Annotated in this window: 16 protein-coding genes; 14 read left to right on the top strand and 2 right to left on the bottom strand. The window is 42.7% G+C overall.

All coding sequences use genetic code 11. The features are described 5' to 3' along the window. Positions 1–169 precede the first annotated feature (169 nt). On the top strand, positions 170–1306 hold the full coding sequence (locus tag myaer_RS00310; protein WP_046660490.1) for a SpoIIE family protein phosphatase: 1137 nt from the start codon (positions 170–172) through the stop codon (positions 1304–1306). Here the strand turns inward: myaer_RS00310 and myaer_RS00305 are convergent. Continuing rightward, complete coding sequence (locus tag myaer_RS00305; protein WP_046660489.1) at positions 1303–1629, bottom strand: STAS domain-containing protein; 327 nt, start codon at positions 1627–1629, stop codon at positions 1303–1305. The genes myaer_RS00310 and myaer_RS00305 overlap by 4 nt on opposite strands. A 145-nt stretch (positions 1630–1774) precedes the next feature. Here myaer_RS00305 and crtO point away from each other — a divergent pair, with 145 nt between their 5' ends. The 12 genes from crtO to myaer_RS00235 all read left to right on the top strand — a co-directional run bounded on the left by crtO (position 1775) and on the right by myaer_RS00235 (position 16363). Continuing rightward, positions 1775–3421: a beta-carotene ketolase CrtO gene (crtO, locus tag myaer_RS00300; protein WP_046660488.1), complete on the top strand. Its 1647-nt coding sequence runs from the start codon at positions 1775–1777 to the stop codon at positions 3419–3421. Positions 3422–3878: 457 nt separating this feature from the next. Next, a complete protein-coding gene (locus tag myaer_RS00295; protein ID WP_046660487.1) occupies positions 3879–5171 on the top strand; it encodes a sugar ABC transporter substrate-binding protein in 1293 nt (430 codons plus the stop codon). A gap of 1 nt (position 5172) precedes the next feature. Beyond that, positions 5173–6483 (top strand): mechanosensitive ion channel family protein, encoded by a 1311-nt coding sequence (locus myaer_RS00290; protein WP_046660486.1) that lies wholly within the window; start codon positions 5173–5175, stop codon positions 6481–6483. 347 nt (positions 6484–6830) lie between these two features. Further along, positions 6831–8513, top strand: a complete 1683-nt coding sequence (locus tag myaer_RS00285; RefSeq protein ID WP_046660485.1) for an alpha/beta hydrolase — start codon at positions 6831–6833, stop codon at positions 8511–8513. A 293-nt stretch (positions 8514–8806) separates the two neighbouring features. Continuing rightward, complete coding sequence (locus tag myaer_RS00280) at positions 8807–9358, top strand: DUF2854 domain-containing protein (RefSeq protein ID WP_046660484.1); 552 nt, start codon at positions 8807–8809, stop codon at positions 9356–9358. Beyond that, positions 9359–10120: a sulfite exporter TauE/SafE family protein gene (locus myaer_RS00275; RefSeq protein ID WP_046660483.1), complete on the top strand. Its 762-nt coding sequence runs from the start codon at positions 9359–9361 to the stop codon at positions 10118–10120. It abuts the gene before it with no gap. 497 nt (positions 10121–10617) lie between these two features. Further along, positions 10618–11655 carry a class II fructose-bisphosphatase gene (glpX, locus tag myaer_RS00270; protein WP_046660482.1) on the top strand — a complete coding sequence of 346 codons (1038 nt, stop codon included), beginning with the start codon at positions 10618–10620 and terminating at the stop codon, positions 11653–11655. Positions 11656–11839: 184 nt separating this feature from the next. After that, positions 11840–13126, top strand: coding sequence for a glutamyl-tRNA reductase (locus myaer_RS00265; protein ID WP_046660481.1), 1287 nt, complete (start codon positions 11840–11842; stop codon positions 13124–13126). Between the two features lie 627 nt (positions 13127–13753). Further along, a complete protein-coding gene (locus tag myaer_RS00255) occupies positions 13754–15046 on the top strand; it encodes a hypothetical protein (RefSeq protein ID WP_046660480.1) in 1293 nt (430 codons plus the stop codon). A 402-nt stretch (positions 15047–15448) separates the two neighbouring features. Further along, positions 15449–15676 carry a hypothetical protein gene (locus myaer_RS00245; RefSeq protein WP_002735837.1) on the top strand — a complete coding sequence of 76 codons (228 nt, stop codon included), beginning with the start codon at positions 15449–15451 and terminating at the stop codon, positions 15674–15676. After that, positions 15673–15948: a hypothetical protein gene (locus tag myaer_RS00240; RefSeq protein ID WP_046660479.1), complete on the top strand. Its 276-nt coding sequence runs from the start codon at positions 15673–15675 to the stop codon at positions 15946–15948. Before myaer_RS00245 ends, myaer_RS00240 begins: the two co-directional genes overlap by 4 nt. 211 nt (positions 15949–16159) lie before the next feature. Beyond that, entirely contained in the window at positions 16160–16363 is a 204-nt protein-coding gene (locus tag myaer_RS00235; RefSeq protein ID WP_046660478.1) for a type II toxin-antitoxin system HicB family antitoxin, read from the top strand. A gap of 281 nt (positions 16364–16644) precedes the next feature. Here the strand turns inward: myaer_RS00235 and dusB are convergent, their stop codons facing one another. Then, positions 16645–17652, bottom strand: a complete 1008-nt coding sequence (gene dusB / locus myaer_RS00225) for a tRNA dihydrouridine synthase DusB (RefSeq protein WP_046663547.1) — start codon at positions 17650–17652, stop codon at positions 16645–16647. A gap of 200 nt (positions 17653–17852) precedes the next feature. On the opposite strand from dusB, the gene myaer_RS00220 reads away from it, so the two are divergent. Next, entirely contained in the window at positions 17853–19427 is a 1575-nt protein-coding gene (locus myaer_RS00220; protein ID WP_046660477.1) for a glucose-6-phosphate isomerase, read from the top strand. The last annotated feature ends 127 nt before the right edge of the window (positions 19428–19554 follow it).

The following is a 19554-nucleotide window of genomic DNA, read 5'->3' as shown; positions in this document are numbered from 1 at the left end:
CCCGGTTTACCTCTGCAATGCCTTACGCTAGAAGTTATACCATTTTTCCCAAACTATGACTGATGTATTAGCTCGATTCTGGATTTAATCCTGTCTTGAGGTACAAGCAAAGTCGTCCACTCCCCTCTAGTGTAAGCAGTAAGATTGAGATAGTCGAGTCACAAAAAAGATGGTACGAATTCTAGTAATTGATGATGATGGAGTAATTCAAACGTTTTTGAGCCGCGCTTTGCAGAAGGAATACGAGGTTTTTGTTGCCAGTGATGGGGAAGAAGGATTAAAGCAAGCGGGGCAAATAAAACCGGCGATGATTATTTGTGATTGGATGATGCCGGGGATCGATGGGTTGGAAGTTTGCCGGCAAATTAAGCTCAATCCCCAACTGTCAACGACTTTTTTTATCCTCTTAACTTCTTTGGGATCGGTGGGGGATCGGGTGAAGGGATTGGATGCGGGGGCAGATGATTTTTTATGTAAACCGATCGAGATTAATGAGTTAAGAGCGCGCGTGCGGGCGGGAATGCGTTTGCATCAATTAAGTCATGATCTGCGAGCGCAAAAACAATTACTAGAAATGGAGTTAGCGGAAGCGGCGGAATATGTGCGATCGCTGTTACCAGAGCCTTTCATTTCTCCAAAACTTGCTATCGATTTTCGCTTCCTTCCTTCTCGTCGATTGGGGGGGGATGGCTTTGATTATTATTGGTTAGATAATGACCATTTGGTGTTATATCTTTTAGATGTGGCGGGCCATGGTTTGCGAGCGGCTTTACCCTCTCTTTCGGTGATTAATTTACTCCGTTCTCGTGGTTTAAGTCAGGTGAATTACTATCAACCTAATCAGGTTTTACAGGGGTTAAATCAAGTGTATCAAATCAGTCCTAGGAATGATAAATATTTTACTATTTGGTACGGAATTTATGATCGGAAACAACAACAGTTAACCTATGCCAGTGCCGGTCATCCCCCGGCAGTTCTCCTGACTCAAAAACCTTTTGGCCAGGTGATGGAAACCAGACTGAAAGCCCCCGGTTTTCCCATCGGGATGTTTCCAGAAGCGGAATATATTAATCAGGTTAAATGCCTGAATTTACCCAGTAGCCTTTATCTTTTTAGCGATGGAATTTACGAGATCGATTGTGCTGATGGTAGGATGTGGGGACTAGAGAAATTTATTCAATCTTTGCGAAATTATCACTGTAATTCCGCCAAAAATCTCAATAATTTTATTGAAGAAATTCAAGCTTTACAATTCGATGGTAATTTTAAGGATGATCTTTCGATCATGCAGGTGGATTTTTATTAATTAATTTCCGAGATTATTTGTTCTAATTCTTCTCGGTTATTAAAAATTTCAAAAACTCGATCCATATCGGTCAATTCAAATAACATTTTTATCTGATCATTAATCGAGCAGATCAATAGTTTACCCCCCGCAGAACGCACGGTTTTTAAGGATAAAACTAGCGCCCCTAAACCAGAACTATCCATAAAGGTGACATCCTTGAAATCAACGATAATAACCTCTGAACCTCCCCGCACGGCTTCGGCAATTTCTTGGCGAAATTGGCTGGCTTGGTTGCCATCTAAAATACCCGATGGTTGAATAACTTTGATGGAAGAACTCATAAAAAAAAGGAAAAATTAAATGTTTTCTACCTGCTCACTCATAACTGCTCGCTGAAATCTGCTGACAGCAGCGAATCTTTAACTATTTTTAACATATTAAGGCCAAGAAAAGCGCAAAATTAAAAATAGGAATTTTTGAAACTGCATGGAAAGTTACGATGTCATCCTCATCGGTGCGGGGCATAATGGTTTAGTTTGTGCCGCCTATCTCCTCAAAGCTGGTTATCGCGTCCTCCTTCTGGAACAGCGTAGCGTACCAGGAGGAGCGGCTACCACAGAAGCGGTTATCCCAGATCTAGCCCCCGATTTTAAGTTTAATCTCTGTGCGATCGATCACGAATTTATCTTTTTGGGACCAGTAATTGAGGAATTAGAGCTAAAACGGCACGGATTAGAGTATTTATTCTTCGATCCTACCGTTTTCTGTCCCCATCCCTCCGGCCAATATTTTCTTTCCTATCGCTCTCTGGAAAAAACTCACGCCGCAATTGCCCAGTTTTGTCCGCGAGATGCCGATCGCTACCTTCAGTTTATCGACTATTGGGCGCAGTTGATGAATGCGATCGGTCCTTGGTTTAACGCTCCGCCCCAAGATTTGCTCAGAATCGCCCGCAATTATAACTCTAGTGCCTTAGCTAGTGTCTGGAAAGCGATCGGCTCGAAAAAGAAACTGCTCGACTTCATCCGCACGATGATTACTTCCCCCGAAGATGTCCTTAATGAGTGGTTCGAAAGCGAATTTGTCAAAGCACCCCTGGCTCGTCTAGCGGCGGAAATTGGCGCTCCTCCCTCCCAAAAAGGCATTACCTCCGGGATGATGATGATGGCGATGCGTCATTCCCCCGGGGTGGCTCGCCCTCGTGGTGGTACGGGCGCACTAACCGAGGCTCTGGTGAAATGCGTTGTTAGTCTCGGTGGGGTGATTTTAACCGAGCAGAAAGTTAAACAGATTCTAATCGAGGAAGGAGAAGCGATCGGGGTTAGGGTGGACTCTGGACAGGAATATCTGGCCAAAGCGGGTGTTATCTCTAATATTGACGCTAGACGAGTTTTTTTACAGTTAGTCGCCTCCGCCGATGTGGATGCCGCCGATCCGGAATTGCGAGAAAGGGTAGAACGGCGAATTGTCAATAACAATGAAACAATTCTTAAAATTGACTGCGCCCTCGCCGAAGCGCCAAGGTTCGAGGCTTATGATCACAAAGAGGAGTATTTACAGGGAACGATTCTCATCGCCGATTCCGTGCGTCACGTTGAACAAGCCCACGCTTTAACGATTTTGGGGCAGATTCCCGACGAAAATCCCTCGATGTACCTAGATGTCCCCACTATTCTCGATCCCTCCATGGCTCCCCAGGGCAAGCATACCCTCTGGATCGAATTTTTTGCCCCCTATCAGATTGCCGGGGCTGAGGGAACGGGATTAAACGGCACGGGATGGACGGAAGAATTAAAAAATCGCGTGGCCGATCGAGTTCTTGATAAACTGGCCAATTATGCCCCCAATCTCAAATCCGCCATTATTGCTCGTCGGGTGGAAAGTCCGGCCGAATTAGCTAATCGTTTGGGTTCCTATAAGGGTAATTACTATCATCTTGATATGACCTTAGATCAGATGATTTTCCTGCGTCCTTTGCCGGAAATAGCTAACTACAAAACCCCCATTAAAAACCTTTATTTAACTGGGGCAGGAACTCACCCCGGCGGCTCAATTTCGGGAATGCCGGGGCGTAATTGCGCTCAGGTTTTTCTGCGGGATCAAAGCACTTTTCTGCAAAGATTATTTAACTAAATACCCTCCTCCCCAAAATCCCGAACCTCATCCTAATATTTATTGCCACTAGCCAATTATCCTTGAAAAGGAGGGATTAAATGCCCCAAATGGGAAAAGATTTTGAGGAAATGAGGAGGACTGATACTAAATCCTATTTGAAAGGTATAGGAGAGCGGGGAGAAATAATCCATAACTCGGTGGTTAATCATACTATTAAAAACCTATTTGGTATGCAGGGGAAGCTCACCCAATTTGGTATAAATTGTACTTAACAAAGATTTATAAATAGGGTTCTGGACGTAACAGGTAATTTAGATACGTCAGCAGCTTAACTCGCACAAATTTTTAACTGGAATTGTTTCTATACTGGGGGCTTTTGACAAAAGATCATGTTAATTATTTTTCTGATGAAGATTATTATTCACCTTTTCATGTACTATGAATATATGGCAAGATTTTTGAAGGATCACGAGCGATGCAATTTCTAAGGCTCAAAGTTAAAACTGCTTGGGGAAGTAAAAAAATAAGGAGAATTATATCGCTCCTATTGCTTTTTATCTTGATGCCAATTTTTCTTTATGCCTGTTTTAGTTATCTTCCTACTCAATCATCGGAGCAACTGCAAGGAACCCTCTCGGTTTGGTATCCAGAAGAGAGAAATTTAACTGAAGTACTAGGTCTGGGTTTGCAAGAGTTTGAAAAATTAAATCCGCAAGTGACAATTCTCGAAAAAGCTATTCCTATCGATGAGATACCCGAACGTTTTTTTAAACAATCTCAAAGCGGATTGGGTGCGAGTGTTATTCTAATTTTTTCGAGAAATATACCCAGATTAGTATCCCAAGGAGTACTGAAGGAAATTGACCAGAAAAATCTAGATTTATCTATTTATTATCCCCCGACGCTGAAACAAGTTAGCTATCAAGGAAAAATCTATGGCATTCCCTTGGGTTCTCGTACCAATGTACTGTGTTATAATCAAAAAAAATTACAAGTTAGTCCCGATCCGCTGCTGAAGCAACCTCCCACCAGTTTAGAGGGATTAGTGGAACGTGCGCGCAAAGGCTATTCTGTGGGGATGGTGTCCTCTTTTGAAGATACTTTTTGGGGAATGGCAATTTTTGGCGGCTATTTGTGGGATGATCAGGGTAGCCTGCAACCTCGCCTATATGGTTGGGCAAAATGGCTAGAATGGCTAAAATTTGCCTCGTCACAGCCTAATTTTATCCTCAATCGTCAACGGGAATTACTCCATGATGCCTTTGCTAGAGGCCGCTTAACCTATTATGTGTGTAGTTCTATTGAAATTGCCGATTTAAAAAATAGCCTACAAGATGATCTCAGAGTCGCTTTACTTCCCCAAGAAACTCAAGGTAAAGCAGCACCAATTCTCTATACACGGGTGATGGTATTTAATCGCAATAATAGTGATAATGAAAATCGTTTGGGATTAGCTTTAGGAAAATTTCTCACTAATCCCGAACAACAATTACAAGCAATCACCCAAACCGAAAGTTTTATTCCCACTAATCGACGGGTGCAGATCGAAGGAAAATTACTACCAACTGAATCAGTATTATTACAACAATCTCAAAATGCCGTGGCAGTTCCTCTGGATGATTGGGAAAAGTTGAATAAAATTTTAGAACAAGGAGAATTTTGGTATGAAAGAGCGATCGCTGGTGAAATATCTCCCTCAGCAGCAGCCGAAAAACTGACACTTTATATTCAATCAGATATTGATCAGGAAGTCAGGAAAATAAATTAATATGAACAACAATATTCCCTCTCTTTCGGAGATAATTGCTAACCAATTATTATTTTTAGGACGCAGAAATGTTCAAAATCAATTAACGATCATTTTTCTGTCTTTAATTCTTGCTTGGTTATTATCAAAATGGTTATGGTCTTACTTAGAAAAAAGATTTCCTCACGTTACCAGTTTGATCCATAGTGATGAAAAGTTAACCCTCCGTCAATATTTTGCTATCCTGATACAGTTTCTTAATTTTCCAGTTATTAGCCTAATTTTACTTGACTTAAGTTATCTAATTTTTTTGGGTCAAAACTGGACAAGAGGAATGATTAGTTTATCGATAAAACTAATGTGGTTTTATTTCGTTTATCGTGGTTTATTAGCTGGATTATACGCCAAGTTTTCCGTCAAGACAATTAAATATTATCATTGGCGGCTTTTAGCACCTTTATTGCTATTATTCCTCCTGAGAACCATGATTGGTTTCTACAATAATATTCAGGAAATTGCCCAAGTATCTCCCTTTAATTTATTCAATAGTCCGATCACATTGAGAAGCATATTTATTTTGATAATAGCTCCCTATTTTCTGGTAATTATTGTTATTCTTATAGAGAGCATAATTCTGAGTATTACTAATTTAAATCAGCAAGCTAGTCGCGGTGAAATTGAAGCAACTTTACTTTTAGGACGTTATTTTTTCATTGTCTTAGGTTTTATTCTCATCTTGGGTTATGTGGGAGTTAATGCAACAGCAATAGCGGCAATTACTGGCGGTTTATCGGTGGGTATTGGTTTCGGTATGCAGCAAGTAGTCAGTAATTTTATTAGCGGGATTTTACTATTATTTGAAAAAGTTCTCAAACCCGGTGATATAATTAATATTGAAGGACAGACTTCTCAGGTAAAAAAGCTAGGTATCCGAGCGACAACAGTGCAAATACTCACGGACAATTCCGAAAAAATTATTCCCAATCAAAAGTTTTTTACTGAGGATGTCACCACCTATACGGGTAGTGATAACTTGATTTATTGTTCAATTGTTATCGCAGTTGGTTATAATTCTAACGCACAACAGGTGATGAGTTTATTACTAGACATTGCTGATCAACATCCTCACATACTTAAAAACCCGCAACCAGTAGCATTTTTTATTAATTTTGGTGATTCTAGTTTAAACTTTGAATTAAAGTTTTGGTTGGATGATGTCAACAGAAAAAAGCGAGTAATTAGTGATATTAATTGTGCTATTCTCGCTAGGTTTACTCAACAGGGTATCGAGATTCCCTTCCCGCAACAAAATATTTACATTCGCAATGATTAGCAATTTATCTTGGTCAGAAATCTTATCTGATTATTTTCATCTGAAAATATATCACTTTCACTTATTAAATTAATGTGCTTATTCTTTTTTATTAATAGCTAATATCTTGACAAAAAACCAATTTTAATATATAGTCAATACTAGGTAATATATTCGGAAAACATTAATTGTCTAAAATCAAAATCCTCGAAAGCAATCTATGGTTTTAATAAGTAAACATCGAGATTTTACTCATGATTTTTTATTCTAATCTACCTAAAATTTTGTCGATGTTTGTTGGCTGTAGATATCAATCACAGTGTCACTTTTTCCTTTAATTTCTGTCATCTAACTTAACTAAAAATCCTATGATTATACCCAGGTTACAAAATCGTTTTCCCAGAAATAATACCACCCGTCGGCTGCGAGCTTTCCTTCTAGGTCTTTTCGCTGCAGGTATCACCACTTTACCCCTAAAAGCCGCCGAAGAAATTGAATTTGTCTATACTCCCCTCGTCTTTTCCGTATCGGTAGCATCCCTAGAAACCTTTGCTAAAGAAGGAAAAATCGATGATAATTTAAAAAGATTTCTGGCCAGAGCAACTCCCGAAGCAAGAGAGAAGTTTCGTGAGGCTTTATTAACAAAGATTGACATCGATCCTATTTTACTATCTCGTTTTTTTAATAGTGTGATGGGTGCTGATATGCTCTCTCGTTTGGGCAAAGGCATCACCATTCAAGGGGGAATTAATGGTAAATATGCCCTGCGGGGTGCGATTGTTAGTGCCGCTTTCGATCCGGGAGGATTAACCCTTTTAAATGTGCTGAAAAAATTCCCCAATAATATCCAGTTACAGGGGGAAGAAATCCTCGGATTAGCTAAAACCATCGATTATGCGGTTTATGTGGCGGAAATATTTATTAAAGATATGCGCCTCTGGACAGCCGAGGAAGCCGCTGCCGTTAAACCACCGATTAATTATACCAGTTTACCCGATCTGCGCCAGCGCGGTAGCTTTCAGGTAAAAAAAGAAGTTTGGAACCTAACCGATAGCAGTCGCAATCGCAGTTTATATGTGGATGTTTATATCCCGCAAACTTTCCGAGAAGGCAAAACACCTGTAATTATTTTTTCCCACGGATTAGCCTCGCGACCGGAAGATTATGCCCAAGCAATTGAACATCTAGCTTCCTACGGATTTTTAGTAGCGGCACCGCAACACCCCGGCAGTGATATCAAATACCTGCAAGGAATGTTAGGGGGGTATTATCGCAATATTTTTGATGGCAATGAGTTTATTAATCGACCCAAAGATATTAGCTTTGTCATCGATGAATTAGCCAGACGTAATCCTAGTCAATTTCAAGGTAAACTGGACCTCACTAATGTGGGAGTAGCGGGTCATTCCTTTGGAGGTTATACATCTCTAGCTGTTGCTGGCGCACAAATTGATTTTGATAATCTCGCCCAAGATTGTAATCGTCCTTACTCCGGGATTAATATCGCCATTTTACTGGAATGTCGCGCCCTGGAATTGCCTAGACAGGTCTATAATTTTCGCGATGAACGAGTCACGGCCGTCTTTGCGACTAATCCCGTTAACCGCAGTATTTTTGGGGAAAAAGGTTTAAGCAAAATAGCAATTCCTGTCCTCTTGGGTTCGGGAAGTTATGACCCGGCAGCTAATCCGATTTTTGAACAGGCCATTCCTTTTACTTGGTTAAAAACCCCGGATAAATATCTGGCCATGGTCGAGGGACAAGCTCATGTAAATTTTACAGAATTGGATGCAGGAATGCAAAAAACACTGAAGTCTGTGGTCAATATCACTTTACCCGATCAAAATTTAATCGGGGATTACGCGGGGGCTTTATTTGTCGCTTTTTTTGAAGTTTATATTGCCGATAATGACAAGTTTCGTCCTTTTCTTCTGTCTAGTTATGCAGAATATCTCAGTCAGGGACAAAAGTTTAAATTAGACTTTATTACTGCCGCTTCTGACCAGAAATTATCTCAATTAATTGAAAAATTGCGAGTACATAGGCAATAGTAAAACGTAGGGTGCGTTAGACGGCAAAAATTCCTGACGCACCACCTATCATCAACTAAGTAGCTGGTTACAATCAAAGATAAAATACAAAGAACCAGAAGCCTGTGCCACTATCTAACAATTAATTCAGATTACTTACTTATTAAGTGGCAAGTTCGCCGCTTTCTTTTCACTGATGACTGATGACTGTTTACTGATAGCTCAAAAATCTCCCCACTGCCCCTCTGCAAAAAAGATTCTCTTGAGTTGTATAATCTCTAAAGGATTAGCGTACTCAAGAAAAAAATTATTTCATGCTCAGGAAAATTAGACTATCGTACTTTGGCTTAATTTTAGGCAGTATTTTAACGGTTATCGGGATTATCGGTTATGCCCAAGGTAACGCCACGGTCAATTTAGCGGGGTTTTTCTACGGATTACCCTTATTATTGGGAGGTTTAGCCCTAAAAGCTTCAGAAATCAAACCCATACCCTTTAGTCAACCCAGTAGCCCCGAAATCTTGCAATTGCGCCAACAACAGGCTACTGTCACCCAAACCAAACTTCGCAACGATGTCACCCGCTATCGCTACGGACAGGAGGTGCATCTGGATGAAGCCCTAGAAAAGCTGGGATTAAGCCCCACGGACGAGGAAAGACCCACTTTAGTGGCAATTCGTGAAACTGCTGTTGATTCCGCCTATTGTCTCACCCTAGAATTTGAATCGCCCCTTTTACCCCTAGAAAAGTGGCTGGCAAAACAGGAAAAAATCGAGAGATACTTTGGACCAGGAATTAGAGCCGAAATTAAGCAAGTTGACGAGGAAAAAATTGATTTAGCCCTAATTACTATCCCTAACGCCTAAATGCTCACGCCTATTCAGTATGGCTTCTTGGCAATCGCTGCGGTGGCTGCCGGCTTAATTAACGCTCTTGCCGGTGGCGGTAGTCTGATTACTTTTCCAACGCTGATGGCGGTGGGTATCCCACCGGTGATGGCAAATGTGACTAATACCGTCGCTTTATGCCCCGGTTATCTGGGGGCAACCCTCGCCCAAAAAAAAGACCTGCACGGGCAACAAAAACGGATTTGGTTATTACTACCATCGGCAGTTATTGGCGGCATTATCGGTGGTATTTTGCTGTTAAATAGTAGTGATAAAGTATTTGAGCGCCTGATTCCTTTTTTGATTCTTTTAGCGGCGGCTTTATTGGCTTTTCAAGATACTTTACGCTCTTGGTTGCAGCGGCGACAGGGGGACGAAAATGGTCATATACCAGAAATTTTGGCGGTTTTACCCATCGCTCTCGCTTCAATTTATGGTGGTTATTTTGGAGCGGGTTTAGGGGTGATTAAGTTGGCAATTTTGGGCTTATTTCTCAAGGATAATCTCACGAGATTAAATGCTTTAAAACAGTTGCTTTCTTTGGTGGTTAATGTGGCTGCATCTTGGTTTTTTCTCTTTTCTAATCACGTATATTGGTCGGCAGCGATAGTGGTAGCAATTGGCTCTTTAATTGGGGGTTTATTGGGGGGAAAACTAGCTAGAATTATCTCTCCTAGTTATCTGCGTCAGACCGTGGTAATTCTGAGTATTATTACCGCTATAGTTTATTGGCTTCGTTAACAAACCGATTTATGGCAGTTAAGCTGCCCGCGCATTTAAATTGCTTGTTGAGATCAGGCAACAGTTTAAAACCTTACCCGATGACGTTTTAACTCAATTGCCAAGAAAAGTGGGTTTTAGCTTGTCTAGAATAACCGAGTCTCTTGCTGCATTCTAGCATCGGTTAAACACACTGAAGGATTAACGGAATAGGGTGGATAATTTTGCTCGGCAAAACCTGACCAGATGTTTAGTATCGACAAAGCTGCCCTTGTCTAGCATTCACAACAGGGGGAAGAACATACCTTTCTGCGATCGCCAGCCGCCATCAGCGAACAAGCTCTCCATAACTGAGATGGAGGCGACAGTGCTGGCAAAAACTCCCTAGCTATACCGGTCTCCTCCAGATGATCTGCATAAAAACTTAAGAATGATCCCCGTCTGGTGATAGACTTTTGACTGTTAAGGAAACAAACTCACTAGATAAATCATAGATCAGCTGTAGGGAGGATCATCGAGTGGAAAGTACGCTAGGGTTAGAAATTATCGAAGTGGTCGAACAGGCTGCCATTGCCTCCTCGAAGTGGATGGGTAAAGGCGAAAAAAATATCGCCGATCACGTCGCTGTGGAAGCGATGCGCGAACGGATGAATAAAATCCATATGCGTGGTCGCATCGTTATTGGAGAAGGGGAAAGAGACGAAGCTCCTATGCTCTATATTGGCGAAGAAGTGGGTATCTGTACCCAAGCTGATGCCAAACAATATTGTAATCCCGACGAATTAGTCGAAATCGATATCGCCGTCGATCCCTGCGAAGGCACTAACTTGGTTGCCTACGGTCAAAATGGTTCTATGGCCGTGTTAGCGATCTCCGAAAAAGGTGGGTTATTCGCCGCTCCTGACTTTTATATGAAAAAATTAGCCGCTCCCCCAGCAGCTAAAGGTCATGTGGATATTAATAAATCGGCGACGGAAAACCTGAAAGTTCTTTCCGATTGTCTCAATCGTTCGATCGAAGAACTGGTGGTAGTGGTGATGGATCGTCCCCGTCACAAGGAATTAATCCAAGAAATCCGCAACGCCGGGGCCAGAGTTCGTCTGATCAGCGATGGTGACGTATCGGCCGCTATTTCCTGCGCTTTTTCGGGAACTAATATTCATGCTCTCATGGGTATCGGTGCCGCTCCAGAAGGGGTAATCTCGGCGGCGGCTATGCGTTGTCTAGGCGGTCACTTCCAGGGACAATTAATCTATGATCCGGAAGTGGTCAAAACCGGTTTAATCGGCGAAAGCCGCGAGGGTAATCTCGCTCGTCTGCAAGAAATGGGCATCACTAATCCCGATCGCGTTTACGGTTGCGAAGAATTAGCCAGTGGCCAAACCGTCCTCTTTGCCGCCTGTGGGATCACCCCCGGCACCCTGATGGAAGGGGTACGCTTCTTCCATGGTGGCGCTCGTACCCAAAGCTTGGTTATCTCCACCCAATCGAAAACCGCTCGCTTCGTCGATACCGTTCACCTGTTCGACCAACCCAAATACATTCAACTGAGATAATTCTCTGATCGGGTGGGGTGGGCATGGCTCACCTCGCCCCCATTGGTAAAAATATATAAAGTTTTTTTTCAAACATCTTTTATTTGCATCCCGATTGGGACTAAATTGCAACAATTAGAGACATAACGCACTGATCTTTATCAATAATTTTTGTAGCCTGAGCAACATTTGTAGGAGAACATAAATGAATATTGCTGTAGTGGGCTTGAGTCACAAGACAGCCCCTGTGGAAATTCGCGAAAAATTGAGTATCCCGGAAGCGAAAATCGAGTCCGCCCTTACCCACCTCAAGGGTTATCCCCACATCCAAGAGGTGGCTATTATCAGCACCTGTAACCGTTTGGAAATCTACGCCGTGGTTACGGATACGGAAAAGGGCGTGGTGGAAATTACCCAGTTTCTCGCTGAAATCGGGCATATTCCCCTTAATGTCCTGCGTCGTTATCTGTTTACCCTACTGCATCAGGATGCTGTCCGTCATCTGCTCCGGGTGTCGGCCGGTTTAGAAAGTCTTGTCCTCGGGGAAGGGCAAATTCTCGCTCAAGTTAAAAATACCCATAAATTAGCTCAAAAGTACAATAGTATTAGCCAATTACTCGATCGCCTGTTTAAACAAGCGATGACTGCCGGTAAACGCGTCCGCACGGAAACCAGCATCGGCACGGGAGCCGTATCGATCAGTTCGGCGGCGGTGGAGTTAGCCCATGCTAAGGTGGCAGACCTCAGCAGCAAGAAAATCGCTATTATCGGGGCAGGGAAAATGTCCCGATTATTAGTTACTCACCTTCTGGCTAAGGGTTCTCAGCAAATTGCGATCGTCAATCGCTCCCAAAGACGGGCCCAGGAGTTGGCCTGTGAATTTCCTAACGTACCAATCCAACTATATGGCTTAGAAGAGATGATGGCTACGGTAGCGGCATCGGATATCGTCTTTACCAGTACCGGGGCCACGGAACCAATTTTAACTAAAAATTTATTGACAGAAGTGACGATTGCTGCTAACTCGCTGATGTTAATCGATATTTCTGTTCCCCGCAACGTCCACACCGACGTGAAGGAATTGGCACAAGTGCAAGCTTTTAACGTCGATGATCTTAAAGCGGTGGTTGCCGCCAATCAGGAAAGTCGCCGTCAGATGGCCAGGGAAGCAGAGGCACTCCTAGAGCAGGAAGTGGAAGCTTTCGAGCTTTGGTGGCGTTCTTTGGACACTGTACCGACAATTAGCTGTTTAAGAAGCAAAATTGAAGATATTCGCGAACAGGAATTAGAAAAGGCCCTCTCCCGTTTGGGGACGGAATTCGCCGAAAAACACCAAGAAGTTATCGAAGCAATGACCCGCGGTATCGTTAATAAAATCCTTCACGAACCCATGGTACAACTGCGGGCCCAACAGGATATCGAAGCGCGTAAGCGCTGTTTACAATCCCTGCAAATGCTCTTTAATCTCAGTGTCGGGGAGGAATATAGTTAGGGGCCGACAATCCACAAAAATTAAGGGCGATTCTATTGGTCTGTTAAGATGATTTTGAGGGATTGGGGGCGAATAATTTGGCCGGATTCCCCTATCCACAATTTCAAGATTGACAGACCACTAAGCTGTTGACTCTCTAAATTACTCGTTAAGGCTGTCCATGAGTGCCGGAGTTGGCAGCAGGGAGCGGTATAATTAATGGACATCTCCAAGCTGTAGGGTGCGTTCCCTAATGTAACTCCTACCGCTCCAGCGATCAATTTTGGGGAACGCACCATGATCATTGATTCAAGTAAATGATAATAATCTAAAAACGTCTAGGCACAGTGATCGATGGGAGTGTGATCGCTTATGATCAAGTTGTAAATTTTTGTTACGAAGTGCAGTCAGATTGAACAATTGGTGCTGCAACCTTGGCGAAAAGCTGATGTTATTTCGGCTGATTGTCAGAAATCTACAAAATGGGGTGATATGTCGAAAGTTTCCCCATATCCTTACTCTGGTTATTCGGAAAGTTTCTGTATAATTAATGTTTAGCTGGCATCTTCACATCTGTGCCGCTTAAGCTATGAGCAGCAGCATGAATGTTTAATGCCACTACTGTAGCTGCACAAAAAGATAAAACAAATGAGATATACCTATCAGTATATAAAACCCACTGAGATCAGAACTAGAACACAAGATATTTGGGAAATATCAAAAGACGATATTAACGCTGAAACAGCTAAAAAGATAGGGGTTATTTGCTTAAGAGCAATTGAGATATACCGAGAGACAATTAATAATATTCGCAACGAAAAATCTGCACTGAAATATTGGGTTAGAGAAGCCCGTAGTCAGGCCAGAGGTCATGGACGAATCCTCCGATACAAAGGATCATCGACAACTAGGGCTTCTATGAATGCAGACATAAGCAATACTAATGATCGAGTCTTAAATGAGCTAGACAACTTTCTTTCAACAGCCCAACGCAACTTGCCAATTGTGCAAGATAAGTTAAATAAATGCTTAAGGATTGTGTCCCTTGATGCGATACGTAGTTACGAATCAACATTTCTACAAGATCGCCAAAAGCTTCAAGAGTATCAACAAAATAAGTCGTTTCAGCTACTTACTAGAGTATCTGCTGTCCTAATTCCTGTAGTTATCATTATATACTTGTTCTCTAAATCAGCCAATCTTACGCTAATCATTGGAGCCATTTTTGCAGTTATTCTAATTGATATAATACTAATTAAAAACGTTGACAAATACCTTCAGAAAAAAATAGACGTATATGAAAATGCACAAAGAGCAGTTGCAGATCTAAAGCTCAAGAAAAAACTTAAAGACACTGAAGCAAGAAGTTTTCAGACAAAGCTGAACCCTGAAATAGTAGCTCGGCAAGAAGCAGAAGCTAGACGCAGAGAGCGGGAAAAAGCAGAAGCAGAGCTTATAAAAGCTTTAGCTCTTGAGCTAGAGGATGAATACATTATCTTTGACAATGCCTGCCTGACTTTTGAAATTGAAGCGGACAATTGGTATGACCTTGCAAGAATGCTTCAAGAAAAGGATAAAGCACAAGATAATACTTTACTCCATACAAATGAAAATTTATCCCAAGAGTTTGCTGGCTATGATCCAAGTGATGTTGATTACCTAGCCTCTATACTTGAAGACAAGCTTTTCGATTTTTATGCTGCTCGTGAGCATTTCTCATCCCAAGCAGAGGATTGGCTAAACCTGGCACAAGATCTATTTGAAAATAACTCAAAGCTTGCCTTCAAACTAATGCGAGAAGACTGGAGTATCAAAATCACTTATAGTCCTGAAGAACTACAAAACAGATTTTCAAGTTTTCAAGAAGCTAAAGACTTTTTTGGAGTTTCTGCTAGGAGTTGGATGGCATTGGCTGAAAAGTTAAACAGTAGATATTCTTAAGTGCAGTATGATCGCCGCTAGGGTAGATATGGTAAAGTGCGTTCCCTGATGCGAGTCCTACCGCTGCAGCGATCGATTTTGGGGAACACACCATGGTCATTGATTCAAGCAAATGATAATAATCTAAAAACATCTAGGCACAGCGACGGACGGGAGTGCGATCGCTTATAATCGAGTTGTAAATTTTTGTTACGAAGTGCAGTCAGATTGAACAATTGGTGCTAAAATTCCGGGGGAAAAGCTGATGTTATTTCGGCTGATTGTCAGGAATCGACAAAACGGGGTGATATGCGGAAACTTTCGGCATATCCTTACTCTCCTTATTCGGAAAGTTTCTGGATAATTAATAGAGAGTAGAAAAAGTAGTAAAATAGTCCGATGCCTGTAAAACATTAACAAAATATGACTACTCTGTTGCAAAAAGCATTCACAGAAATCCAGAAACTGCCAGAGTCTCTTCAGGATGAACTCGCTCAACAATTGCTGGAAGATATTGAAAGTGAATTAAAATGGCAGCAAAGCCTTTCTAACGAAGATCTGGAATTGGGAGCTTTAATAACAATGGCACAGGAAGCCCTGATAGAAGAACAAGAGGGGAGAACAGAAGATAAAGGCTTTGGAGAAGAATGAAGTCAGCCAGAACCAAGAGGTTTCGTCAACTTTTTCTCAGTTTGCCGCAAAGGGTACAAGAAACAGCCAAGAAAAATTACGAGATTTGGAAAGAAAATCCATTTCACCCCAGCCTAGAGTTCAAAGAGGTGAAACCAAGAGAAAAAATCTGGTCAGTCAGAGTCGGCATTGGATGGCGAGCATTAGGGATTAAAAAGTCAGATGAAGAAAAGATAGTTTGGTTCTGGGTTGGGTCGCACTCCGAGTATGACAAGATTCTAGGTAAGAATTAGGAGCGATCTAACCAATCACTTAGGATCAAAAACAGGTCATTGAACGTTGAGTAAATACCGTGAACATCAGCCTGATATTGCTTTTGGGCATAATGAACCCTTGGCACTTTCAACGTGAACCACTATCGAGTCATCCCGGGCTTGAGCATTGATTATGCTTGTGGAGTCCATCTATTATCATCTTGGGTAATTCTCTAAGTATTTAGTCCCTATGAAATGGCGAGTGATACTTGAACCCGATCCCGATACAAACGAATGGGCAATTTGGTGTCCAGAACTGCCCGGATGCACATCTGCCGGTATTACACAAGAGGAAGCTCTCAAAAATATACGCGAAGCGATCGAGCTTTATTTACAACCTGATGCTATCGACCTTCTACCCGGAGCAGTAATCCGTGAGGTTATGGTCGGATGACTCGACTCGGGAGAATGAATGCTGACGAGGTTGAGCGCATATTACGCAAGTATAACTTTGAAGGGATCAAGATACTCAAGTTATCGTACCTTACCATCAAGGGAGAGATTTACCCACCGGAACATTGCCTAACATCATGATTACAGCCATGATCCCAGAGGGAGAGTGGAAATCTCCATAAACTTCATCTAAAGTCCATCTGTCTAACCAATCACTGCACCCGACCGAGATTTAGACTAATAATATCATTCAAGGTTGATGATAGCGGGTCGGTGCGATCATTATCTGTAAATATTCTCGTTTTCAAGGTTTAATTGGGCAATAGCTCCATCAATCAAATCACAGCCCTCCCCCAGGGATTCGATGCGCGAAAACCGATCGCGCCAAACCGCCGCACCGGTAAAATCCTGACAATACCAAGCCAGATGTTTCCGAGCTTGCCAAATACCGCGTTGTCCCTTGTATAGCCATAGCCCCTGTAAATGCTCTTTAGCTAGGCTTAACAGGTCAATAGAGGTGGGTTTCGGCCACTTTTTGCCTGTTTTGAGGTAATAATCGATTTCCCCCACCAAATAGGGATAACCGAGGGTTCCCCGCGAACACATCACCCCATCAGCCCGGGTAAATTCCAAACAATTAATCGCCGCTTCCACAGAAACAATATCACCATTAGCAATGACAGGAATCGATAAAACCTCCTTCACCCGTTTAATCCATTGCCAATCGGCCGGCCCGTGATAACCCTGTTCCCTAGTGCGTGCGTGCAGGGTCAACATTTGCGCTCCCGCATCTTCTAAACGACGGGCAAAATCGATAATATTAATCTCTTGGGCGTTCCATCCCAAGCGAGTTTTCACCGTTACCGGCACCGATACCGCTCCCACGACTTCCCTAACAATTTGCTCGGCAATTTCTGGCTGTCGTAAAAGCGAAGAACCGCCGCCTTTTTTAGTAATTTTATTAACTGGACAACCCATATTAATATCGATGGTCATCGCTCCTTCTTTAACCGCTTTTTCCGCCGCCACAGCCATAAAATCGGGACGGCAATCAAATAACTGCATACTAATTGGTTGTTCTTTGTCCCCGATAACCATCAATTGCGGTAACTCTTGCAGCTGGGAGATTTCTGTCGCGTTGACCATCTCGGTATAGAGCATGGAATCAGGAGCAAAGCGTCTCACCAAGCGCCGAAACACTAAATCGGTGACACCGGATAAAGGTGATTGCAAGACGCGGCTATGCACTTCTAAGTTACCGATTTTGAGAGGGGATGAGTAGATAGCCATAGAACCAGTTAAAAAATCAACAGCCAACACCAGCAAACCGAACAATTAGGGGATAGTTCCGTCACTGTTAACATTTTGCCAACCCCATAATATATGCTTAACCGTCAACTTCTAGTCTAAAACTACCTGTATGATGATTGGAGAGGATAGAATCTTATCTCTCCTAAACGAGTAATTAAACAAAAATTTCGCTTTTTTTTATGGATAATCTGCAACTCTGGCAACGTTACCAAGATTGGTTATACTATCACCCTAACCTAGAACTTTATCTCGATGTCAGTCGGATTCCCTTCGATGAGGCTTTTCTCAAAGGTCTAGAAGCAAAATTTGAGCGTGCTTTCCAAGATATGGCAGCTTTAGAACAGGGTGCGATCGCCAATCCTGACGAACAGCGTATGGTCGGCCACTACTGGCTGCGCGCTCCTGAACTCGCTCCTAACCAGGAATTGCGGGACGAAATCACCGAACCCCTAGCACAGATCAAAGAATTTGTCAAGAAAATTCACTCCGGAGCGATTAAGCCGCCCAATCGGGCAAAATTTAGCCATATCCTCTGTGTAGGCATCGGGGGGTCTGCTTTGGGTCCCCAATTCGTTGCCGAGGCTCTATCCCCCCTTAATCCCCCCTTAGAGATTGCTTTTATTGATAATACCGACCCTAAAGGCATCGATCGCACCTTAGCCCATTTACCCCTAGCTACCACCCTGGTTATCGTCACCAGTAAATCCGGCGGCACTCCCGAAGCGAGAAACGGAATGTTAGAAGTCCGCAACGCTTACGAAAAACAAGATTTAGACTTTCCGCCACACGCGGTCGCCGTCACTATGCCTGGTAGCCAACTGGACAAATACGCCCAAGATTGGCTAACTCGTTTCCCCATGCAGGATTGGGTCGGTGGTCGTACATCAGAACTATCCGCCGTCGGTCTTCTCCCGGCCGCTTTGCAGGGTATCGACATCGATGAAATGTTAGCCGGGGCCAAAGAAATGGACATCGCCACCCGCGTCCATAACCTGAAAAAAAATCCTAGCGCCCTACTGGCTCTAGCTTGGTATCATGAGGGCAAGGGCAAGGGAGAGAAAGATATGGTGATTCTGCCCTACAAAGACAGTCTCTATCTCTTTAGCCGCTATCTGCAACAATTGGTCATGGAGTCCCTCGGTAAAGAAAAAGACCTCGATGGTAATAAGGTTTACCAAGGTATCGCCGTCTATGGTAACAAAGGTTCCACGGACCAACACGCCTACGTTCAACAATTACGCGAAGGGATTCCCAATTTCTTCGCCACTTTTATTGAAGTGTTAAAAGACCGACAAGGAGATTCCATGGAAGTGGAAACTGGCTCCACTGCTGGCGATTTTCTCTCAGGATTACTGCAAGGTACTCGACAAGCTTTATACGAAAATAGTCGTCACTCTATCACTATCACTATCCCAGAGGTTACTCCCCGTCAGGTAGGGGCCTTAATTGCCCTCTACGAACGGGCCGTTAGTTTCTATGCTAGTTTAGTTAATATTAACGCCTACCATCAACCGGGGGTAGAAGCAGGGAAAAAAGCCGCCGCTTCCATTCTGGATTTACAAAGAAAAATCGTGCAAGTTGTTCGGGAAACGGGAACCGCTCTCGACCTAACCACACTAGCGGCTAAAATCGGCGCTAGTGACCAAGTTGAAGCTATCTATAAAATCGTCCGTCATCTCAACGCTAATCAGCGCAGTTTAACTATTACCGGCGATTTAAGTAAACCAGAAACGATCCAAATCTCTACCCGCTAATCAGTTATCAGTTATCAGTTATCAGTTATCAGTTATCAGTTATCAGTTATCAGTTATCAGATGTAAGTTATCAGTTATCAGATGTAAGTTTTAAGTTAATTAGTTAGTTAGTTAGGGTTTGCTGAAT

Origin of the sequence: Microcystis aeruginosa NIES-2549, from assembly GCF_000981785.2 — a bacterium.
GTDB lineage: Bacteria > Cyanobacteriota > Cyanobacteriia > Cyanobacteriales > Microcystaceae > Microcystis > Microcystis aeruginosa_C.
This window is presented reverse-complemented; position numbering and strand designations above follow the sequence as displayed.

Bases quoted from the DNA above. Each gene is read 5' to 3' on its own strand.
- myaer_RS00255 (WP_046660480.1), top strand. From the start codon at position 13,754: ATGAGATATACCTATCAGTATATAAAACCCACTGAGATCAGAACTAGA.
- myaer_RS00305 (WP_046660489.1), bottom strand. From the start codon at position 1,629: ATGAGTTCTTCCATCAAAGTTATTCAACCATCGGGTATTTTAGATGGC.
- myaer_RS00240 (WP_046660479.1), top strand. From the start codon at position 15,673: ATGAAGTCAGCCAGAACCAAGAGGTTTCGTCAACTTTTTCTCAGTTTG.
- myaer_RS00290 (WP_046660486.1), top strand. From the start codon at position 5,173: ATGAACAACAATATTCCCTCTCTTTCGGAGATAATTGCTAACCAATTA.
- myaer_RS00310 (WP_046660490.1), top strand. From the start codon at position 170: ATGGTACGAATTCTAGTAATTGATGATGATGGAGTAATTCAAACGTTT.
- myaer_RS00280 (WP_046660484.1), top strand. From the start codon at position 8,807: ATGCTCAGGAAAATTAGACTATCGTACTTTGGCTTAATTTTAGGCAGT.
- myaer_RS00265 (WP_046660481.1), top strand. From the start codon at position 11,840: ATGAATATTGCTGTAGTGGGCTTGAGTCACAAGACAGCCCCTGTGGAA.
- myaer_RS00285 (WP_046660485.1), top strand. From the start codon at position 6,831: ATGATTATACCCAGGTTACAAAATCGTTTTCCCAGAAATAATACCACC.
- myaer_RS00235 (WP_046660478.1), top strand. From the start codon at position 16,160: ATGAAATGGCGAGTGATACTTGAACCCGATCCCGATACAAACGAATGG.
- myaer_RS00295 (WP_046660487.1), top strand. From the start codon at position 3,879: ATGCAATTTCTAAGGCTCAAAGTTAAAACTGCTTGGGGAAGTAAAAAA.
- crtO (WP_046660488.1), top strand. From the start codon at position 1,775: ATGGAAAGTTACGATGTCATCCTCATCGGTGCGGGGCATAATGGTTTA.
- myaer_RS00220 (WP_046660477.1), top strand. From the start codon at position 17,853: ATGGATAATCTGCAACTCTGGCAACGTTACCAAGATTGGTTATACTAT.
- myaer_RS00245 (WP_002735837.1), top strand. From the start codon at position 15,449: ATGACTACTCTGTTGCAAAAAGCATTCACAGAAATCCAGAAACTGCCA.
- myaer_RS00275 (WP_046660483.1), top strand. From the start codon at position 9,359: ATGCTCACGCCTATTCAGTATGGCTTCTTGGCAATCGCTGCGGTGGCT.
- dusB (WP_046663547.1), bottom strand. From the start codon at position 17,652: ATGGCTATCTACTCATCCCCTCTCAAAATCGGTAACTTAGAAGTGCAT.